The sequence below is a fragment of the Buttiauxella gaviniae ATCC 51604 genome, from assembly GCF_001654835.1.
In the GTDB taxonomy this organism is placed as follows: Bacteria; Pseudomonadota; Gammaproteobacteria; order Enterobacterales; family Enterobacteriaceae; genus Buttiauxella; species Buttiauxella gaviniae.
In genome coordinates this window covers 41,197-61,029 of record NZ_LXEP01000045.1, presented here as the reverse complement: position 1 = coordinate 61,029, position 19,833 = coordinate 41,197, and the positions used below count along the sequence as shown (strand labels likewise).

18 protein-coding genes and 1 pseudogene are annotated in these 19,833 nt (G+C 49.5%); 12 read left to right on the top strand and 7 right to left on the bottom strand.

Going from position 1 to position 19,833, the window contains the following annotated elements; genetic code table 11:
• Positions 1–81: 81 nt before the first annotated feature.
• Entirely contained in the window at positions 82–1,746 is a 1,665-nt protein-coding gene (gene tsr / locus M977_RS22400) for a methyl-accepting chemotaxis protein (protein WP_064518991.1), read from the top strand.
• Positions 1,747–1,832: 86 nt separating this feature from the next.
• On the opposite strand, the gene M977_RS22395 is transcribed toward tsr, so the two are convergent.
• The 4 genes from M977_RS22395 to M977_RS22380 all read right to left on the bottom strand — a co-directional run bounded on the left by M977_RS22395 (position 1,833) and on the right by M977_RS22380 (position 5,274).
• Positions 1,833–3,440 (bottom strand): carboxylesterase/lipase family protein, encoded by a 1,608-nt coding sequence (locus tag M977_RS22395; protein ID WP_083962992.1) that lies wholly within the window; start codon positions 3,438–3,440, stop codon positions 1,833–1,835.
• A 171-nt stretch (positions 3,441–3,611) separates the two neighbouring features.
• Entirely contained in the window at positions 3,612–4,649 is a 1,038-nt protein-coding gene (locus tag M977_RS22390) for a type II toxin-antitoxin system HipA family toxin (RefSeq protein WP_064518989.1), read from the bottom strand.
• Positions 4,650–4,651: 2 nt separating this feature from the next.
• The gene (locus M977_RS22385) at positions 4,652–4,966 is read right to left on the bottom strand and encodes a HipA N-terminal domain-containing protein (RefSeq protein WP_064518987.1); all 315 of its coding nucleotides are present in this window, start codon (positions 4,964–4,966) and stop codon (positions 4,652–4,654) included.
• On the bottom strand, positions 4,951–5,274 hold the full coding sequence (locus M977_RS22380) for a helix-turn-helix domain-containing protein (protein WP_064518985.1): 324 nt from the start codon (positions 5,272–5,274) through the stop codon (positions 4,951–4,953). The genes M977_RS22385 and M977_RS22380 overlap by 16 nt, the downstream gene beginning before the upstream one ends.
• A gap of 310 nt (positions 5,275–5,584) precedes the next feature.
• Between M977_RS22380 and M977_RS22375 the strand changes: the two genes are divergently transcribed.
• The 7 genes and pseudogenes from M977_RS22375 to M977_RS22340 all read left to right on the top strand — a co-directional run bounded on the left by M977_RS22375 (position 5,585) and on the right by M977_RS22340 (position 13,221).
• Positions 5,585–6,619: an LLM class flavin-dependent oxidoreductase gene (locus M977_RS22375; protein ID WP_083962991.1), complete on the top strand. Its 1,035-nt coding sequence runs from the start codon at positions 5,585–5,587 to the stop codon at positions 6,617–6,619.
• 10 nt (positions 6,620–6,629) lie between these two features.
• Positions 6,630–7,766, top strand: a complete 1,137-nt coding sequence (locus M977_RS22370) for an amidohydrolase (RefSeq protein ID WP_064518983.1) — start codon at positions 6,630–6,632, stop codon at positions 7,764–7,766.
• A gap of 63 nt (positions 7,767–7,829) precedes the next feature.
• Positions 7,830–10,102, top strand: a pseudogene (locus M977_RS25910) (NtaA/DmoA family FMN-dependent monooxygenase).
• A gap of 10 nt (positions 10,103–10,112) precedes the next feature.
• On the top strand, positions 10,113–10,616 hold the full coding sequence (locus M977_RS22355) for a GNAT family N-acetyltransferase (protein WP_064518977.1): 504 nt from the start codon (positions 10,113–10,115) through the stop codon (positions 10,614–10,616).
• Between the two features lie 9 nt (positions 10,617–10,625).
• Complete coding sequence (locus tag M977_RS22350; RefSeq protein ID WP_064518975.1) at positions 10,626–11,552, top strand: amino acid ABC transporter permease; 927 nt, start codon at positions 10,626–10,628, stop codon at positions 11,550–11,552.
• A complete protein-coding gene (locus tag M977_RS22345) occupies positions 11,536–12,315 on the top strand; it encodes an amino acid ABC transporter ATP-binding protein (RefSeq protein ID WP_064518973.1) in 780 nt (259 codons plus the stop codon). Before M977_RS22350 ends, M977_RS22345 begins: the two co-directional genes overlap by 17 nt.
• A 9-nt stretch (positions 12,316–12,324) precedes the next feature.
• Entirely contained in the window at positions 12,325–13,221 is an 897-nt protein-coding gene (locus tag M977_RS22340; RefSeq protein WP_064518971.1) for a transporter substrate-binding domain-containing protein, read from the top strand.
• Here the strand turns inward: M977_RS22340 and M977_RS22335 are convergent.
• Positions 13,208–13,792 (bottom strand): TetR/AcrR family transcriptional regulator, encoded by a 585-nt coding sequence (locus M977_RS22335; protein WP_064519046.1) that lies wholly within the window; start codon positions 13,790–13,792, stop codon positions 13,208–13,210. The genes M977_RS22340 and M977_RS22335 overlap by 14 nt on opposite strands.
• A gap of 94 nt (positions 13,793–13,886) precedes the next feature.
• On the opposite strand from M977_RS22335, the gene M977_RS22330 reads away from it, so the two are divergent.
• Complete coding sequence (locus M977_RS22330; RefSeq protein WP_064518969.1) at positions 13,887–14,777, top strand: ABC transporter six-transmembrane domain-containing protein; 891 nt, start codon at positions 13,887–13,889, stop codon at positions 14,775–14,777.
• Here M977_RS22330 and tyrP read toward each other — a convergent pair whose 3' ends face one another.
• Entirely contained in the window at positions 14,778–15,989 is a 1,212-nt protein-coding gene (tyrP, locus tag M977_RS22325; protein WP_064518967.1) for a tyrosine transporter TyrP, read from the bottom strand.
• Positions 15,990–16,376: 387 nt separating this feature from the next.
• On the opposite strand from tyrP, the gene M977_RS22320 reads away from it, so the two are divergent.
• The gene (locus M977_RS22320; protein WP_064518965.1) at positions 16,377–16,850 is read left to right on the top strand and encodes a DUF2846 domain-containing protein; all 474 of its coding nucleotides are present in this window, start codon (positions 16,377–16,379) and stop codon (positions 16,848–16,850) included.
• A gap of 128 nt (positions 16,851–16,978) precedes the next feature.
• Here M977_RS22320 and M977_RS22315 read toward each other — a convergent pair whose 3' ends face one another.
• The gene (locus M977_RS22315; protein ID WP_064518963.1) at positions 16,979–17,899 is read right to left on the bottom strand and encodes a DMT family transporter; all 921 of its coding nucleotides are present in this window, start codon (positions 17,897–17,899) and stop codon (positions 16,979–16,981) included.
• Between the two features lie 204 nt (positions 17,900–18,103).
• On the opposite strand from M977_RS22315, the gene M977_RS22310 reads away from it, so the two are divergent.
• The gene (locus M977_RS22310) at positions 18,104–19,018 is read left to right on the top strand and encodes a LysR substrate-binding domain-containing protein (RefSeq protein WP_064518961.1); all 915 of its coding nucleotides are present in this window, start codon (positions 18,104–18,106) and stop codon (positions 19,016–19,018) included.
• Between the two features lie 174 nt (positions 19,019–19,192).
• Positions 19,193–19,828, top strand: a complete 636-nt coding sequence (locus tag M977_RS22305) for a carbonic anhydrase (RefSeq protein WP_064518959.1) — start codon at positions 19,193–19,195, stop codon at positions 19,826–19,828.
• Positions 19,829–19,833: the final 5 nt, after the last annotated feature.

Here is a 19,833-nt window from a genome sequence, read left to right as displayed (position 1 = left end):
CCAGTTCTCGACAATGAAGCATAAAGATTCGCCCAAATCTGCCGAAACTATATGCTTCTGTTGCCATGAGAACAAATTAGCATGTTAAATCGCATAAAAGTTGTAACCAGCCTTCTGTTTGTGCTGGGTTTATTCGGCATTTTACAAATGACGTCTGGCGGGTTGTTCTTCAACGCGCTGAAAAACGACAAAGAAAACTTCACCGTGCTGCAAACTATTCGCCAGCAGCAGTCCACACTCAACGGCAGCTGGGTTGCGTTATTGCAGACTCGTAACACGCTAAACCGTGCCGGTATCCGCCATATGATGGATACCAACAATATCGGTAGCGGTGCGACGGTAAATGAGCTGATGCTGATTGCCAGCCAGTCGTTAAAGCAGGCCGAAAAAGAGTGGGCGGCATATGAATCCTTGCCACGCGACCCGCGTCAGAGCGAAGAGTCAATCAATGAAATCAAACGCAACTATGTGATTTACCACGGTGCGTTGGCCGAGCTCATTCAACTGCTTGGCGCAGGCAAAATTAATGAGTTCTTCGACCAGCCAACCCAGAAATATCAGGATGGTTTTGAGCAGCAGTACGTCACCTACCTGCAACAAAATGACCGCCTGTATCAACAAGCGGTAGACGATAATAACCAGTCTTACTCGCAGGCCATCTGGATCCTGGTTGTAATTCTGGCGCTGGTTGTTGCGGCGATTATTACCGTTTGGCTGGGTATCAAGAAAACCCTTATCGAACCTTTGCATCGCTTGATTGATAACATCCGTCATATTGCGGACGGTGACCTGATGCATTCTATTGATGTGCAAGGGACCAATGAAATGGGCCAACTGGCAGCAAGCCTGCGTCATATGCAGTCGGAGCTGGTGAGCACAGTGAACGAAGTTCGTAATGGCGCACATGCGATTTATAGCGGTGCCAGCGAAATTTCTATCGGTAATAACGACCTTTCTTCCCGTACTGAACAACAAGCCGCTTCGCTTGAAGAGACTGCTGCCAGCATGGAACAGTTAACCGCGACCGTGAAACAGAATGCGGAAAACGCCCGTCAGGCAAGCCAGCTGGCCTTAAGCGCATCAGAAACCGCGCAGAGGGGCGGCAAAGTGGTGGATAACGTGGTGCGTACCATGAATGACATCGCCGGTAGCTCGAAGAAAATTGCTGACATCACCAGCGTGATTGACGGTATCGCTTTCCAGACCAATATTCTGGCGCTGAACGCCGCCGTTGAAGCTGCGCGTGCCGGTGAGCAAGGACGTGGTTTTGCGGTTGTTGCCGGTGAAGTGCGTAACCTGGCGCAGCGTAGTGCACAGGCGGCGAAAGAGATTAAAGGGCTGATTGAAGATTCCGTCAATAAAGTGGATACCGGTTCAACCCTGGTTGAAAGTGCGGGTGAAACCATGGGCGAAATCGTCAATGCGGTCACGCGTGTGACGGATATTATGGGTGAGATTGCCTCGGCGTCTGATGAGCAAAGCCGTGGTATCGACCAGGTCGGGCTGGCGGTTTCTGAAATGGACCGTGTAACGCAGCAAAACGCCGCTTTGGTTGAGGAATCTGCCGCTGCTGCTTCGGCTCTTGAAGATCAGGCAAGCCGTCTGACTCAGGCTGTAGCCGTGTTCCGTATTGGCCAGGAAACCAAAAAAGAACCCCGTAGCGTTGAGCCGAAGCTGACTCTCACTCCTGTACAAAATCGCAAAGCCCCGGTGAGCGATTCAAACGAGAATTGGGAAACGTTCTGATTTTCGTGATGTGAGTCTTGAATACGGGCAACAACATAAATGCTGTTGCCCGATATTTTGACTTCGCGAACTGTTGCGGATAGCCGTTATTGCACGTCTGTGCGCCAGCGCATCGGGAATACCCCATCGACCCGGAAACTTGAAAGAAAACGGAAACGCTCAAGTTGAGCAACGCCTTTAGGTTCTGTCGTTTTACCCAAAACCTGGATCAAACCCTTTTCATCATAAACCGGCCAGTGCGGTAATCCTGGGCCATTCGGATCCGATTTCTTCGCAAAATTGGTCCAGTAATTCATTAAAAGGTCAGAGAATGCATAATCGGGTGCTGCCGCAGGAACCCTGCTTCCGATAACGTGTTGAGGTGTTAGGGTGCCGAACACAAACGGGACATCGGTTATATGAGAGGCGATGGCGACATAAGGTGAGGTGTAAGTAAATTCGTAGCCATACACCGGCTCACCAGACTTGCTCTGCAACTCAAGCCACTGCCAGGTTTGCTCGCTGATGGTAAAGTCAGAGGTCAGGTTCTCTGCCGACGTATTGGCCTCGGCATCTGTTGACGCCGGGTAGAGTTTAAGAAACTCGGCAAGTCGTTCCTTCCCGAACATACGCTGCGCTGCATCTCTGAACTCCTGGGCATTGGCATGGGGCAAAGAAAATGCCTTGAAAGGATAATATTCAGCTTCCTGCCATCCGGCCAGAAGAGGGATTTTCATCTGTTCGCCACGGGCGAATACCGCTGCTGGAAACTCTGGTACGACAAAATGATCGACGTTCGGCGAGAATGCCGTGACGATCGGATTCTTGTCAAAATTCCATAGCGCGGCATTATTTAACGCATCCGCAGGCATGGATCTGAGCTCAGAAATAGATTTCGCGCCCATTTTTTGCATATACGCCTGGCCCCTTAAGCGAGATTCCTCAAAGCTCTCCAGCGGGCCATATTTACCGTCCCAGAATGCGCCACTCTGGCCGATAGCTTTATGAAACAGTCCCTTCGCAGGCGGCGACATCATCAATATCCCCACGGACATTGCACCAGCCGACTCACCAAATAACGTGACGTTGTCGGGGTCACCACCAAACGATGCAATATTATCTTTCACCCAGCGTAACGCAGCGATTTGATCCTGCAGGCCGTAATTACCTGATGCGCCTTCGGCATCCAGTTCAGGATGGGCCATAAAGCCCAATACCCCAAGGCGATAATTTAAGGTGACCAGCACGACACCTTTTTCCGCCAGTTTGGTTCCATCGATGGTTGGGTCGCTGCCTGAACCGAACTGAAAACCACCGCCGTGCAACCAGACCATGACGGGCTGTTTATCAGACGTTTTTTTACTGGTGGTCCAGATGTTTAATGTCAGACAGTCTTCATTTCGGGGGGCACCGGGGACCGGATCTTTTTCCAGTGCCGACAAACAACGGTTTCCTGGCAGATGCGCATCCCGCACACCATCCCATGCTTTATGCGGCACAGGCGCATGCCAGCGAAGCTCACCTACTGGGGGTTCTGCATAGGGAACACCTTTAAAAGCCAGCACGCCATGTTCATCACGATCGACACCCCGGATGACACCTGAGCGAGTGCGCACTTCTTCGCGTACTTCTTCAGTATCCGTATCCGCAGTGGCAAAGCGAACCGGTACAAAGGCGGCGCAGGCAATTAACCCAGACAATAGTAAAAGTTTCATAAAATTCCTTTTTAATCTAACCGTTAGAGATTTAGCTCTCAGTGACTCGATGCAGTCTGATGGCAAAAGAAGATAATATGAAATAGATAATTTTGACCAATCAATCATTTTTAATGATTGATTGGTGATTGAGATAGTGATTGATGGAATTACGCCGCCTGTCTGTGCGTTCTACAACTCGACCTCATTCAGCCGCATTAAACGATCTAACCGCTGATGATAACAACGCAGCGTGGCATCAATCGCCTCGGCTGGCATAAATGAATCACGATATACGGACTCAACAACCCGGCTCTCTTTTTGCAAATCGTTAAGCAGTTTCACAATCAGCTTCTCGGTTAAGCCCATGCCTAACCCAAGCTCCCGGAAATCCATTCCCAGATATTCTCCATATGCCGTTTTAAAACCTGGGGCCAACTCTCGGTCGCCTTCTTCACAGATAAGCAGGGGCAGCGCCATAAATCCGGAACTAAAAATAGCCGGATAGGGTGCAACAGAGACAAAGTCATAAACTGGGGATAGCGTGGGTTCGCCGACTCTCGGGTGCATCAACCCGAAATTGCGCAGATGCATATCGTTATTACCCAGCAAATACGCATAGGCGATACGGCGGAACAAGTCGATTTTAAAGGCGAGGTTGCTGTTTACATGCTGGGTCAGGAACGCAGCCAGTTGCTGATAACTGACATATTGTTTTCCGTCACTGCCGATTTTGCCGTACTTTTCACCGACATTCATCGCCGCATCAAGTTGTTCCTGGTGAATAGCCACCCCGTTTATCATATCCCGGTCAAAGCGGCGGATAACAAAGGCCAACTCACGCTCGGTATCATTTCCTTCGGGCGCAAAACTCACTAATCCATGCGGCGGTACGTCAAACCCCAGTCGCGCCATGAGTGTCATTGTGGCGTGTTCGTTTTCCGCCAGATGAGGAAATTCGGCCGGAGAGGGTTTGAGTATGTATTCACCCTGATGCTCTACCACCGCAAATTCGCCATCGCGTACCACCATTTGCAGTTTCGGCTGATACCCGGAAATACTCATTCCGCGCTGGGCTTTTGGCAATTCGTGAATAAATTCACTGCGCGTAAAACTCAGCTGCGGGTTGACCTTACCGGAGCTGGTCAGATGCTTGAGGCCTTTGTTCGAATAACCTGACTCGCGCTCTTTGGTCTGCACCAGCGGAGTCAAAAGAATGTGGCAGCGCATTGTTAATCCTCCTGAATGTTGACCAGTTGTACTGCGCCAATCAGGTTTTTGCCGTTATCAATCAGCATACCGAGTAGATCCTGCTCATCGCGTTGTTGTAGTTGGCTGTAACGCATTTTCAACCAACCTTCAGGTGCTAATGATGCAAAAAAGGGCGGTAGTGTTCGGCTGTGAAAATGACCGACACGCACCGGTAAACTTAAGGAGAGCGGCGGCCCGATATAGTCGGCATGGTAACTAAACGCAAAACCGTCATCGTCCTGGCGCAATTCACCCACGGATTCACCGTATAACCACACTCCTACACGGCGGCGCACAGTTTTACTCCTAATGCGTCAGCAACTCGCAATACGGTACCAAATTTGACCTGGTCGGGATCTTTAAACAGGCGTTTCAACGTTGATGCCGACACACCTGTTTGCAGTTCAAGGGTTGCCAAATCTATCTCTAATTCTTTGCGCCGTTGGTTGAGTTGTTGCCCCAACTGCTCAGACTCAGTAATGATCTGCTCGGTTAGCGCCAGGTCCGATTCTTGTGCTCGCAACGCCACCGCTTTTTTAACGTCTCTCAATAATTCGCTCATGGTATGCAGTTTGGCTTCGAGCGTTGCATTGTCATAGTTCATATATGACCCTTAGATTGATATTTTTATAAAAATAGGTTTTTTATGAGCCACCTTTCATCAAAAGTGTCATAAATGGTCTTTTTACTAAATTAATAATAAAAATGGGTCATTTATGGACCAATGTCAATCAAAGGTGTCATAAAAGGTCTTTTTATGATTAAAAAAAACCAATAGAGACCAAATGTGAGCCATTCAAATGCAGCGGAGGGGCTTATCCAGTTTTTGGCTAACTAAATGTAAATTAATTGTTTCACTCGTGTAGGTGAAAACCTTATTAATTAAGGCATGTTAAACAATACGAGTTTGTCGCATGTCTTATCGAATCAGCCTGCTGGATAAAAGTCCGGTCGCAAAGGATGGCACTCCTGGCGACGCTCTGAAGCACACATTACATCTGGCTCAACAAGCCGAAGACTGGGGTTATCACCGTTTCTGGATTGCCGAGCACCACAACACTTCCCGTCTGGCAAGTCCGTCTCCTGAGTTGCTTATTGCCTGGATTGTTGGGCAAACCAGCCGCATTCGTGTCGGCTCCGGTGGGGTGATGTTGCAACATTACAGTCCTTATAAAGTAGCGGAAAACTTCAATTTATTAGCAAGCCTTGCTCCGGGCCGTGTGGATCTCGGTGTAGGTAAAGCGCCGGGGGGGTTGCCGCTTTCCACGCAAGCATTGCAACGTGCCGGGCAAGATAAAGAGTCGTTCGCGGAAAAACTCACTCAGCTTGATAACTGGCTCTCACTACCAGCAGCGCAGGATGACGAGGAAACCTTACGCGCAACACCGGTTCCTGCAAAAAGCGCTGAGCGCTTCTTACTGGGCGCAAGCCTTGAGAGCGCAGAGCTTGCCGCAAATCTTAACTGGAATTTCGTCTACGCCGCCCATCTGAATGGCGATAAAACCCTAATGCGCGATGTTCTTAACACCTGGCGCAGCAAAAGCCAGCGCGACACGCAAGTGGCGGTGCAGGTGATTGTGGCCGCTGATGCGGATACCGCCGATGAACTGGCAAGCCTGGTTGAAATCTGGAGCGTTGAGCTTGAAAACAACCAACGTGTTAGTGTCGCCAGTGAAGCGCAGGCTCACGCATTTGCTCGCCAGGCAGGCAGCGCCATCAAAAAAATCGAACGCCGAGAACCTTCGCTGCTTAAAGGCACCGCCGAGGTCGTTCAAGCCGGGCTTGCGGCATTAAGCCAGCAGTTTGGCATCGACGAATTTATTATTGATACCCCAATTGCCGACCCGGTTGCACGTTTGCAGTCGCTACGTTTGTTGGCAGGTAAAACGACCGAGAAACCCGAGTCTGATTTTGCCACCTCCTTTACTGCACAGCATGAAGCCTGGTAAGGGGATGACAATGACATTCGCCACACAGACATTCGAACAACAGCTTATCGACTGGCGACGTGAGCTCCACCAGAACCCTGAACTGTCCGGTCAGGAAGTGGCGACTACCGCTCGCATACGTCACTGGCTGGAGTCCGCAGGGCTGCGTCTGTTGCCGTACACACTGGCCACTGGTGTGGTGGCTGAAGTAGGGCACGGCGATAAGGTGATTGCGCTGCGTGCTGATATTGATGCACTGCCTATTCATGAAACCAGCGGTGTCTCTTTTAGCTCACAACATGAAGGCGTGATGCATGCCTGCGGGCATGATGTTCACAGCAGCGTCATCCTCGGCGCAGCCTTGTTACTTAAGGAGCGTGAAGACCAATTGGCGGGTCGAGTTCGCTTGCTGTTTCAACCGGCGGAAGAAAATTTTACCGGCGCAAAGGCACTGATTAAGGCTGGGGCTCTGGAAAATGTCTCAGCTATTTTTGGGATGCATAACGAACCCGGTTTACCGGTCGGCACCTTTGCCACCAGAGGCGGCGCATTTTATGCCAATGTCGATCGTTTTGTTTTGCGGGTGAAAGGGAAAGGTGCGCATGCCGCTCGCCCACATGAAGGCCACGACCCGATTGTGTTGGCAAGTCAGCTGGTTATCGCGCTGCAAACTATCGCCAGCCGCGATATCGATACGCTGGATTCAGTGGTCGTGAGTGTGACACGCATACAAGGGGGGAATACCTGGAATGTGCTGCCTGAAAACGTCGAGCTTGAAGGAACGGTGCGCACTCATCGTGGCGATATTCAGAAACAGGTCGAGAAACGTATCCGCGAAATTGCTTCCGGCTTAGCCAGTGCATTTGGCGCACAGATTGAAGTGGAGTGGTTTAACGGGCCGGTGACGTTAATCAACGATGAGAAATGGGCGGCGTTTTCTATGCAGGTCGCAGAAAATGTGGGTTACAAGACACAAACCTCCGAATTGCATATGGGGGGCGAAGACTTTGCTGTTTATCTGCAAACCATTCCCGGTGCGTTTGTCAGTATTGGAAGCGCCAGCCCTTATGGTTTACATCATTCGGCGTTTAATCCGGATGAGGCATTAATTGAGAATGCGGCGCGATATTTCGCGACACTTGCTGAACAGGCATTACTAAAAAATTAACTATTGCTCATTTGCAGGGGTATCACTCCCCGGGATGCGTGCAGCCTAAATAAAGGGGTACATATGTCAAATAATCGACAACTGCGTCTTGGAACAATCTTACATGGCGCATCAGGAAATATGTCGGCATGGCGTCACCCGGCAGCTATTGCTGATGCCAGCATTAGTTTTGAATTTGTGAAAGAGACAGCGTTAAAAGCAGAAGCGGGCAAGCTGGATTTTTTATTTGTCGCAGACGGTTTATATATTAACGAAAAATCGATCCCTCACTTCCTCAATAGATTTGAGCCATTAACGGTGCTGTCAGCATTAGCCAGCGTCACTAAGAATCTAGGGTTGGTTGGCACACTTTCTACCTCCTATAGCGAACCCTTTACCGTCGCTCGCCAGTTTGCAAGCCTTGACCATTTGAGTAAAGGACGTGCGGGCTGGAACGTGGTGACATCGCCACTGGAAGGCTCGGCGAAGAACTTCTCCCGGGAAAAACATCCGGAACATGCGCTGCGTTACCGCATTGCTGATGAATATCTGGATGTGGTGAAAGGGCTGTGGGATTCCTGGGAAGAAGATGCATTTATCCGTGATAAAGCCAGTGGGCAATTCTTTGACCCCAATAAATTACATACGCTGGATCATCGCGGAGATTTCTTCCAGGTAGCAGGGCCATTAAATATTTCCCGCACACCGCAAGGGCGTCCGATTGTATTCCAGGCTGGCGCATCGGACGACGGCAAGAAATTAGCCGCCCGCCATGCAGATGCTATTTTCACCCATCATGAAACCCTTGAAGAAGCGCAATATTTCTATCGGGATGTTAAACAACAGCTGGAAACTCATGGCCGCCGTCATGAAGACCTGCACATATTCCAGGGTGTGAGCGTGATTGTTGGCAAAGATGCTGACGATGTGGAGAACCAATATCAAACGACCGCCTCACTGGTCTCAATTAACGATGCTCTGAATAACCTCGGCCGCTACTTTGAGCACCACGATTTTGGCCAGTATCCGCTTGATGAACCGTTCCCTGATATCGGTGATCTGGGGCAGAACAGCTTCCGCAGCACTACAGATGAAATCAAACGTAATGCTCACGCTCGCAATCTGACACTGCGCCAGGTCGCGCTTGAAGCCGCATCACCGCGCCCACGTTTTTCCGGAACGGCACAGCAGGTAGCAGATGGGTTGCAGCAATGGTTTGAAAGCTATGCTGCTGACGGTTTCATTATTCAGGGCGGTACACCCGATACCTTCCCACGCTTTGTCGATGAAGTGGTCCCGGTACTGCAATCCCGAGGTTTATTCCGCGAGGAATATCCCGGTACTACGCTGCGCGAAAGTTTGGGCCTGGCAGAACCCGTGAATCAGTTTTCGTAACATCACAATAAAAAAGAGAACCTGCTATGCAAAAAATATCGCTAATCCTTGCTATCGCTCTGGCGCTTTCTTCGGCACAAACTTTGGCGCAAGAAGTCACCATTAACGGCACTGGCGTCAGCCTCGAAGCCAATAAAACACCAATTAACACGGCCGTGAATCCATCGGCAGTAGCACTGCTGCCAAAAGATCATCATTTTGCGGTTCCCGGTAAATTCACCGTGGCAGTTGCAGCTCTTAACTCACCACCACTGACCGTGTTTGCTGAAGACAACAAAACGTTGCTCGGCAGCGAAGTCGATATTGCACGTCTGGTGGCTGACAGCTTAGGACTTGAGCTCAACGTCGTACCCACATCCTGGGAGGACTGGCCATTGGGTGTGGCATCAGGGAAATACGATGCAGCAATCAGCAATATTACCGTGACCAAAGAGCGCAAACAGAAATTTGACTTCGCCACCTACCGTAAAGACTCGCTCGGGTTCTACGTGAAAGCCAACAGCCCAATCAAGAAGATTGAGAAAGCAGAGGACATTGCAGGGCTACGCATTATCGTCGGCTCGGGAACCAACCAGGAATCTATTTTGCTGGCGTGGAATGAAGAGAACCTGAAGAAAGGGCTTAAACCTTTCACCCCGGTTTATACCAAAGACGATGCGGCACAAACGCTGGCATTGCAGTCCGGTCGCGCCGATGCGTTCTTTGGCCCTAATGTAACGGGAGCCTGGAAGGCAGCACTCACGCAGAAAACCCAATTAGTTGGTGTGGTTGATGGCGGCTGGCCGAAAGCTGCGCATATTGCCGTAACGTTGAAGAAAGGCAGTGGACTCGTGGAACCGGTACAAACCGCGCTTAATGGCGTCATCAAAAATGGTGATTACCACAAAGTACTGAACCGCTGGGGAGAAGGTGTAGAGCAAATCCCTTCATCTGAAGTTAACCCAGCCGGTCTTGGCGATTAAGGAGCAAAACATGCGTGAACAATTTCGTGATGTTTCACCCGAGGCGCCAGAACTGCAGCCGATTATTGCTGGGCTATTTAGCGAATATGAAGCGCGCTATGGGGACTATTTTTCCCGTGATGCGGAAGTCGAACTTACCGAATGGTATTTGGCCCCACAGGGCCTGTTTATTGTTCTGGAGCGTGACGGCGAGATTATTGCCACCGGCGCTTATAAGCCATTCGACGAACAGACAGCCGAAGTTAAACGTATCTGGACGCATCCTGCACTACGCCAACAAGGGCTTGCTCAGCGAGTGATGCGTGAACTGGAAAGTCGGGCGCAGGTTGCAGGTTATCGCCATATCTATCTGACTACCGGTTTTCGCCAGCCAGAAGCGGTGAAGCTTTATCTGAGTCTTGGCTACCAACCGCAGTTTGATATTCACCGTAACCGGGAAGAATACAGTGTGGCTCCGTTCGACGGCCGCTTACGTTTTACCAAAGAGTTGGCTCGTCTGAGCAAAACGGCCTGAGGAATACTTATGCATACCCCATCAACGATTAAAGTGGTTCCTGCGCGCTATCCACTCAGAACACTCGGTGCAATTATCGCTCTGTTTGTGCTGGCTGTGGTTATCCAGTCGGTTGCATTTAACCCCCGCTGGGAGTGGAGCGTATTTGCCCGCTGGTTCTTCGACCCGGTAATTCTTGAAGGACTGGCGCAAACTTTACTGCTGACGCTAATAGGGACTGTGCTGAGTGTAGTGATTGGCGGAATGTTGGCGCTGGCACGGCTTTCATCTTCGTGGCTGCTAAATAGTCTTGCGTGGAGTTATATCTGGCTGTTTCGTTCACTGCCACTGATCGTGGTGCTGATTATTCTCTATAACTTCTCCTATCTGTACGACACGCTCTCGATAGGTATTCCGTTTACCCAAATTCAGTGGGGAAGTTACCAAACGATAAACGTGCTGGGGCAGTTTTCTACCGCTGTGGTTGGGCTGACGTTAGTGCAAAGTGCCTATACAGCCGAGATTATTCGCGGTGGTTTCCTTGGCGTGGATCACGGCCAATATGAAGCGGCAGCGGCATTAGGGTTACCCGCATGGCGACGTACGCTGCGTATTATTCTACCGCAGGCGCTGCGCACCATCTTGCCTTCAGGTTTTAATGAAATTATCAGTCTCGCTAAAGGCACAGCGATGGTTTACGTGCTGGCGATGCCTGAGCTGTTCTACACCATTCAGATGATCTACAACCGCACCCAGGAAGTGATCCCACTGCTAATGGTGGGGGCGGTCTGGTATCTGGTTATCACCAGCGTACTGTCGCTGATTCAACATCTGGTCGAACGTTGGCTGGCACGTAGTGAGCGCCGCTCGGCGATTAATCAACAAACTCCCGCTCGTAATCCATCACATCAACCGGTGCTGCAGACTCAGGAGACCGCCCATGTACCAATCCCATAACCAGACCGGCCAAATTTCGATTACCGGTGTGAGTAAATATTTTGGCCGCCATAAAGCGCTGGATAACGTCTCACTGGAACTGGAGCCTGGTTCGGTCACGGTGATTCTTGGGCCGTCAGGCTCCGGTAAATCTACCTTGTTGCGTGCGATTAACCATCTTGAACGTGTAGATGAGGGTTTCATCCAGATAGATGGTGATTACATTGGCTATCGTCAGGCCGGCGACAAGCTGTATGAACTGAAAGAAAAAGAGATCCTGCGTCAGCGCATTAACGTCGGTTATGTGTTTCAAAACTTCAATTTGTTCCCGCATCTCACGGTGCTGGAAAACCTGATTGAAGCGCCGATTGCCCATAAACAGCTGAGCCGAAAAGCGGCGATTGAACAGGCCTATCAACTGCTCGATGTGGTAGGGCTGCGTAATAAAGCGGATGCCTGGTCGCGCCATCTTTCCGGTGGGCAGCAACAACGTATCGCCATTGCCCGTGCGCTGGCACTGCGTCCACGCGTGATGCTGTTTGATGAACCTACGTCCGCACTCGATCCGGAGCTGGTGGGCGAAGTGCTGGATGTGATTAAAAAACTGGCCCGCTCTGGCACAACGCTTGTGGTCGTCACCCATGAGATAGGATTTGCCCGTGAAGTGGCGGATAACGTGGTGTTTATGGTCGACGGAAAAATTGTTGAGCAAGGCAGCAGCGACGAAGTACTTAACCATCCACAACATTCGCGAACGCGTCAGTTTTTATCAAAAGTCCTCTAAGGAGCAGTTATGAAATTTGTCCCACTGGCGCTGTTGATAGTGAGTTCGGCGAGCTTTGCACAGGGAAGTCTCGATCTTAAAGCTAATGAAGTGCCGATACATACGGCTAAAGACCCGGTGGCTATCAGTAAAATTCCTCAGGGCTATAAATTTGTTGAGCCGGGTACGCTTACAGTCGCCATTTCAGCACTAAACTCGCCACCGCTTGCCATGCTTGCGAGTGATAACCGCACAAGGATCGGCAGTGATCCTGATATTGCACGTTTGCTGGCCGATAGCTTAGGACTGAAGCTCAAACTGGTGCCAACCGCCTGGGAAGACTGGCCGCTTGGCATTACATCCGGTCGCTACGATGTGGCTCTGGTCAATATAGCGGTAACCGAGCAGCGTAAGACTAAGTTTGATTTTGCGACCTATCGCGTAGATTCGCTGGCATTCTCGGTGAAATCAGACAGCCCGATTCAAAAAATTGAAGGGCCTGCAGATGTTAGCGGGTTACGGATTATTTTAGGTTCCGGTACTAATCAGGAAAAAATCCTGTTGGGCTGGAATGAGCAAAATGAACAAGAAGGGCGCAAACCGGCTCAACCGATTTATTTAACGGATGATGCTTCCGGTAACCTTTATATTCAGGCCGGACGTGCTGATGCGACCTTCGGCCCGCAGAGTGTGGCGGCCTATAAAGCCGCGTTAACCGGGAAAACGCGTGTTGTTGGGCTTGGGCCAAAAAAAGCCTATGTTGCTACCACTACCAAAAAAGGGAACGAGCTGGTTTATGCATTACAGGCAGCCCTCGACGGTGCAGCGAAACGTGGTGAATATCAGCAAGTTCTCGACAGATGGGGAGAAAAGGGCGAAGAAGTTGCTTCGTCTGAAGTGAATCCTCCAGGGATCACTTACCCATAATTAAAATCTGACTGATAAAAGCCTGGATATCTTCTAAGGCCTGATCGCGGGCAAGTGGCGCGCTGTCGATAATCAGTTGATCCGAATACCCGTTAAGCAATGCACCAAGCTGACGGGTTACTCGCAAGACATCGGTCTGACGGAAAACGCCGCTTTCAATACCCGCCTCAATAATACTCGCCAACAAAGCATCCCATTTTTCGGTCAACGTTAATGCCAGTTCCGCATAAACCTTGTTATGCACCGCGAGGCGCCATAACGATCCGTACAACTCCCACACGGCATCAGCGCGGTCGGGTAAATAATCTTCCACAAAAATATTCAAACCCTGTTCGGGCGGCAAGGCGCGCGTTTTTTGGCTAAAAGCTGCCAACTCGGCGTACATAAAGCGCGAAAATGCTTCAATGCATAACGTCTGCCAGTCTGGGAAGTAGTGGTAAATGTGGCTACGGGCTATCCCAACCTGTTCTGTTAGTTCGCGAGTGGTGACCTTTTCCACTCCTTTTTCAGTAAACAGGGCGATCGCTGCATCAAGAATATTCTCTTTCAGAACAGACGCTTTCTCTTTCATCACGGCACCTTCGTTGACTTTGAGCAAGTGCTCAAATAGACTTCCTTTACTCTTGAGCAACCGCTCAAGAATAACAATTTAAGAATATAAAGTCATGCATACGACCCAAACCGCGGAGCTTAAACCATCACGCGGCGCAATGAATACATTAAAAAAACTCGCAAAACTCCACAGTAAAAAATTAGTGATTACGCTGATGCTGGTGGTCGCTGAAAACATCATCTATTTGCTCTATCCATTAATGGCCGGATTTGCCATCAACGCCATCATTAAAGGGCAACCGCTACATGCATTGCTGTATGCGCTGGTGGTCTTTGTGATGTGGGCGATAGGCGCTGCACGCCGCAGCATGGATACCCGGACATTTGCCAGAATCTATGCCGGTCTTGCCGTGCCGGTGATCCTTGCACAGCGTGAGGACGACCATAGTCATTCGACCATTGCCGCCCGCGTGACGTTGTCACGTGAATTTGTCAATTTCTTCGAAACACACCTGCCGCTACTGATTACCTCTGTCGCTTCGATTATCGGCGCAGTGATTATGTTGCTGACTATTGAGTTCTGGGCGGGTGTCGCTTGTTTTGGCGTGTTGATTTTCTTCGCCATGTTCCTTCCGAGCTATACGCGTAAAAACGAAATGTTGTATGAGAAACTCAACGACAGGCTGGAAAAAGAGGTGGGTTTTGTCGGCACAGCCAGTGAAAACACACTGAACAAGCATTACAACTTTTTGGCGCGTGTGCGTATTCGTTTGTCCGACCGGGAGGCATACGGCTATTTATCTATTGGTATTGCCGCAGCGTTCCTGTTCGCGATGACCATTTGGCTTATGACCGTGAAAGGTGTCGGGAACGCCGGGCATATTTACTCTGTCATGACCTACATGTGGATGTTTGCCATGAGCCTTGATGACGGCCCATCTCTGCTTGAGAAGTACTCGCAGCTTAAAGAGATAGGCAAACGCGTCAACACAGGTCTTGTCTAATTAACCCACTTCCGGCAAAGCGCCGGACGCAATCATCGCCTGAATCACAATCACGGCGATACCGCAGGCAAACACCAGAATCAGCAGCGGTTTGCCACCAGCAACACGGTAGCCAGGCTCTTTTTGAGTCTGGCGACTTTTCCAGACCAAAAGTGACGGGATGATGAGTGCCAGTATTGCCAGCGCAACACCGGCATAACCCAGCGCCATCACAAATCCTTGCGGGTAAAACAGGGCGAAAACCAACGGCGGTACAAACGTCATCAACCCTGTTTGCGCACGGCCCGATGCATTACGTTTACGGTTGAACAGGTCGCTCAGGTAATCAAACAACCCTAACGACACTCCCAGGAATGAAGTTGCCAGCGCCAGATCCGCAAATAGATGCACCGCCAATTCGACGTGCGGCGAGGCCACCACTTCACGAACCGCCTGCAACAAACCATTCAGACCCGAATGATTGGCTAACAGCCCGCTAAACACACCCGAATCAATCGCACCCAGCGTAGCAACTTGCCAGAAGATATAAGCAACTAACGGGATTGCGCTGCCGATGATAAACACCCAACGCAGTTTGCGCAGGTTGCCATCAAGGTAACTGACAATACTCGGCACGCTGCCGTGGAAGCCAAACGAAGTGAAGATCACCGGAATGGCTGAAAGCGCGAGGCCTTTCTCCAGCGGCAACGTCAGTAAATTAGTGTGATGGATGTGCGGCATCATCAGCCCCAGCATCACCACCAACATAATCACCTTGGCGCTAAACAGCACGCGGTTGAACATATCCACCATATGGGTACCGATGCAAACAATGCCACCGGCAACAATCGTGAACAGCAAAACCCCACTTGTAACGGAGATGGAGGACGCAAACCATTGGTTCAAACTTGCGGCCAGCAGTTCACCGGCACCACTGATGTACGCCGCCGTCAGCGCATACATCAGGAACAACATGCTAAAACCGGTAAGCCATTGCCCTGGTTTTCCAAGATAGCGGCGGGCAAGGGTGCCAAGGCCGGTGTCGGCGGAAACGTGTTGATAAACTTCGACCAGAAGCAGTGCGGTGTAACACATCAACCCCCACAGGCCGATGAGCAACAGGAAAGTCACCCCAAATCCAACACCTGCTGAAGCCAGCGGCATTGCCAACATTCCTGCGCCAATAGTGGTACCGGCGACGATAAAGATACTGCCAAGAGTGCGATTCTTCACGCTTCCCTCTGAATTTACGCTTGTAATAACGAGATTATGCCGCGCAGGGTAAGGGATTGTTATGACTCCGTCAAATGAGGGTTACATGAGGTGTAATTTTATGTTTACGTTTTTTTGTTGGTGTTCATATTATTCAGACTGGTAGTGAATACGAGTCTTTATTTATTGCACCAGGAAGATTCTTAGGGAAATTGTAGTTAAGGAACGGTGAAATACATACCCTACCATTATTGGTATTTATCCTATTGATTGCTTGATCTTTTATTCATCATTAGTGACATTACTCCGTCTTAAATTCTCAAGCGTAAATAAGTGTCTTTCAGATGCTTGTGGCTTTTTGCGTGCAAAAAATAAAAATACACAGCTTATATAAAAGGATTTGTGCAAATGAAAATTAAAAATTTATTTCTCTCTGCCTCTGTTTTAGCCGCACTACTTCTCAGTGGTTGTGCAAGTGTCCCTTTGGCTCCAGAGCAAGAATCTATTAATGCCAAAACATTCCCTGCTCCAGAGCAAGATAAAGCTGGGCTATATATTTATCGCGATAGCTTTGCGGGTAAATCACTTAAAAAAGATGTGTATGTCGATGGCAAATGTGTGGGTGAAACTGCGGACAGAACGTTCTTCTATACGCAAGTAACAGGTAACCAGACGCACAAAATTTCTACTGAGTCCGAATTCTCTCCAAACGACCTGTCGTTATTCATGCAAGCTGGGAAAAACTACTTCATCAGACAATATATCAAGATGGGGGCTTTTGTCGGCGGTGCAGGTTTGAGCGAATCTTCTGAAACCGAAGGTAAGCGGGTAGTTTCCAAACCGGAAGTGAAACTGGCCCAGCAAGGCCACTGCGATAACTAAATAGAAAGGTCCCTTTGATTGCGTGAATTTTGCCGTACTGAATGATTGTCTCAGTCTTCAGAATTCACGCATCACCTTTAGTTTTATGCTGCGAAAAGACCAGGTACTGACTCCGGCTTACGAATATTTTATCGACTGCATGGGTCAGGAGCTAAAACCTTCTGCTTTGTAGCCATCGAGCAAAGTGCAATTCCCAGCGTGATAAGCAGTGCGCTGACGAGATGAAAACCGTGTAACGGTACATTGAGGAACAGCACGCTAAACACGCCACCGCTAAGCGGAATAAGGTGCGAATAAACTTCACCGCGTGTAGCACCAATCGCCTGAATACCTTTATTCCACAGCAAATATGACAGCCATGACGGGAAGATAACCAGGTAACCCAGCCCTAATAAGAAGCCTGAATTAAAGTAGACTTTCATCTCAGATGCATAGTGGGCCGCCGAATAGAGTGATAACACCGGCAGCAGCACTATTGCTCCAATTGCGGCACTTACCGCAACAAATGCATTCCCACCAACCTGTTTTGGTTTGAGGCGCAAGAACGCGCAGTACAATGCCCAACTGACAGCCGAACCCATGGTCCACACATCACCCCGGTTTAGGTTTTTAAGCGTATCCATATGTAGAAGGTCGCCTTGCATCACCAGATAGATCACGCCCAAAGAGCTAAGCACCACACCATAAATATTGCGCCGTGAAATAGCCTCTTTGAAAATAAACTTATTAATCAGCAACACTAATGCGGGCGTGGTGGATAAATATATCGCCGCATTTAATGATGAGGTGTATTGCAGGCCGATATATAGCGTCACCGGGAATAACACTTGCCCGCATAAAGCGAGGAAAAACACTGTGTATTTTGCCTCGACCATCGCCTGCCATTGCGCCTTTATCTGCCGGAAATAGAGGCTGATGAGCAACAGGGCGGTGAGCATCCAGCGGGCCTCGGACAGCACAATAGGGTCAACCTGCGCGACCAGTTCGTGGCCCACAACGTAGTTTCCACCCCAGAAGCAGGCGGCAAGGCTTAACAGTAAATACGGCATAATTTGAGTTCCAGAAAACGGTTTAATACACTCAGGTATAGATTCAATGCATATAAGCAATTTCATGCAGCTGATAAAGACTGCGTGGATCTAGCGGTGGACACCAGCGAGTTATCGAATCATCGGTTCACTGAGGACTATGGTAGGGTTGCGAGGCAACCAAATCTAATTCATCTTTTTCATGGCGAGGTATAGTTTAAAACTATGAGGTTCACACTGCGGCAGCTGGAGTTTTTCATCGCGCTTGCGCAAACACAGCAGATTTCCAAAGCGGCATCGCGCTGTAATATCTCGCAGTCGTCTATGACGGTCGCCATGCGTAACCTTGAATCCTCGTTAAACAACCAGCTGTTTTTGCGCCAGCCAAAAGGTATTGAACTCACCGCCGCAGGAGAGCGCTTCCTGCATTACGCTCGTAAGATTATTAATGACAGCCAGCTTGCCATCGACGATTTGCTACACCAACCGCAACTGGAACAAGGCACAGTGAATATTGGCATCGCCAAAACGCTTTCCGCCTATTTGCTTCCGGCGATTATTATTGAAGTTGAACAGCACTTCCCATTAATGACGATTAATTTCATTGAGGAGAATCCACAGGAATTAACCGAATCATTAAAACGTAAGAATATTGATTTCTCGCTGCTATTAACCTCAAATATTGCTCACGACAACACCCTGGAAACAGAAATCTTTATTCGCTCACCGCGCCGACTTTGGGCCGCACAAGGCCACCCGCTATTGAACCAGTCCGTTATTCATCTGGCAGATATCGAAAACCAGCCATTCTTGCTGCTGGATACTGACGAATATCCTGACGTGATTAAAGAGCACTGGCGCACACGTGGTGGCAGCCCAAATATCTTTTTCACCACCACATCGTTCGAAACGGTGCGCAGTCTGGTCGCAAAAGGAAAGGGCGTGACGATATTGTCGGATCTGGTTTACCGCCCTTGGTCGCTCGAAGGGTTACGCGTGATGCGCCGCAGCATTGCTGACAGCACCACCTACATGGATGTTGGCGCGGTAACGCTTGCTGAATCCTCGTTGAGCGAAACGGCAACGGCAGTGCTGACTTATTTGCGCAGGGTGATAACGCGGTTGGGTGAGGAGGCGTGATAGTGACCAGAAACCAATGCGGATTATTCGAACCAAGAGGATATAAAGCAACATTAAAAATAGGGTGAAATATAATAACAATAAATATGTGGATATATATATCGCATGACAGTTTATTGATCTGCCATTATCAGCGTGGCATCATGTTGGCACAAAAGATATATAGGGCTTACGATGAAAGACGTTATTGACGGTTTTTTGAGGTTTCAGAAAGAAGCATTTCCGCAACGTTCCAAACTCTTCAAAAAACTTGCATCAAATCAAAATCCTAAAACACTTTTTATTTCCTGTTCTGACAGCCGACTCGTTCCTGAATTAGTGACACAGCGTGAACCGGGTGAACTGTTTGTCATTCGAAACGCAGGTAATATTGTGCCACCGTTCGGGCCTGAGCCTGGTGGTGTTTCAGCTTCGGTAGAATATGCGGTGATGGCGCTTGGCGTTCGTGACATCGTGGTTTGCGGGCACTCGGACTGTGGAGCAATGACAGCTGTCGCCAACTGCCAGTGTCTTGATCATATGCCAGCCGTTGCCCACTGGTTACGTTATGCAGATGCCGCAAAAGCCATTAACGAAGCTGAAGAGCATAGCTCAACCCAATCTCGCGTGGACGGCATGGTGCATCAAAATGTTATCGCTCAACTGGGGAATTTACGTACTCACCCTTGTGTTGCGTTAGCGCTTGCGAAGGGCAATATCACGCTTCACGGCTGGGTTTATGATATTGAATCGGGATGTATTGAAGCTTTTGATAGCAAATGCGGGAAATTCATCTCGTTATCAGACAATCCTGGAGTAACGGCGTCTTAATCAGC

Bases quoted from the DNA above. Each gene is read 5' to 3' on its own strand.
- M977_RS22335 (WP_064519046.1), bottom strand. From the start codon at position 13,792: ATGAAAGAGAAAGCGTCTGTTCTGAAAGAGAATATTCTTGATGCAGCG.
- M977_RS22305 (WP_064518959.1), top strand. From the start codon at position 19,193: ATGAAAGACGTTATTGACGGTTTTTTGAGGTTTCAGAAAGAAGCATTT.
- M977_RS22370 (WP_064518983.1), top strand. From the start codon at position 6,630: ATGACATTCGCCACACAGACATTCGAACAACAGCTTATCGACTGGCGA.
- M977_RS22355 (WP_064518977.1), top strand. From the start codon at position 10,113: ATGCGTGAACAATTTCGTGATGTTTCACCCGAGGCGCCAGAACTGCAG.
- M977_RS22390 (WP_064518989.1), bottom strand. From the start codon at position 4,649: ATGCGCTGCCACATTCTTTTGACTCCGCTGGTGCAGACCAAAGAGCGC.
- M977_RS22345 (WP_064518973.1), top strand. From the start codon at position 11,536: ATGTACCAATCCCATAACCAGACCGGCCAAATTTCGATTACCGGTGTG.
- tsr (WP_064518991.1), top strand. From the start codon at position 82: ATGTTAAATCGCATAAAAGTTGTAACCAGCCTTCTGTTTGTGCTGGGT.
- M977_RS22320 (WP_064518965.1), top strand. From the start codon at position 16,377: ATGAAAATTAAAAATTTATTTCTCTCTGCCTCTGTTTTAGCCGCACTA.
- M977_RS22315 (WP_064518963.1), bottom strand. From the start codon at position 17,899: ATGCCGTATTTACTGTTAAGCCTTGCCGCCTGCTTCTGGGGTGGAAAC.
- M977_RS22340 (WP_064518971.1), top strand. From the start codon at position 12,325: ATGAAATTTGTCCCACTGGCGCTGTTGATAGTGAGTTCGGCGAGCTTT.
- M977_RS22350 (WP_064518975.1), top strand. From the start codon at position 10,626: ATGCATACCCCATCAACGATTAAAGTGGTTCCTGCGCGCTATCCACTC.
- M977_RS22375 (WP_083962991.1), top strand. From the start codon at position 5,585: ATGTCTTATCGAATCAGCCTGCTGGATAAAAGTCCGGTCGCAAAGGAT.
- M977_RS22310 (WP_064518961.1), top strand. From the start codon at position 18,104: ATGAGGTTCACACTGCGGCAGCTGGAGTTTTTCATCGCGCTTGCGCAA.
- M977_RS22395 (WP_083962992.1), bottom strand. From the start codon at position 3,440: ATGAAACTTTTACTATTGTCTGGGTTAATTGCCTGCGCCGCCTTTGTA.
- M977_RS22330 (WP_064518969.1), top strand. From the start codon at position 13,887: ATGCATACGACCCAAACCGCGGAGCTTAAACCATCACGCGGCGCAATG.
- M977_RS22380 (WP_064518985.1), bottom strand. From the start codon at position 5,274: ATGAACTATGACAATGCAACGCTCGAAGCCAAACTGCATACCATGAGC.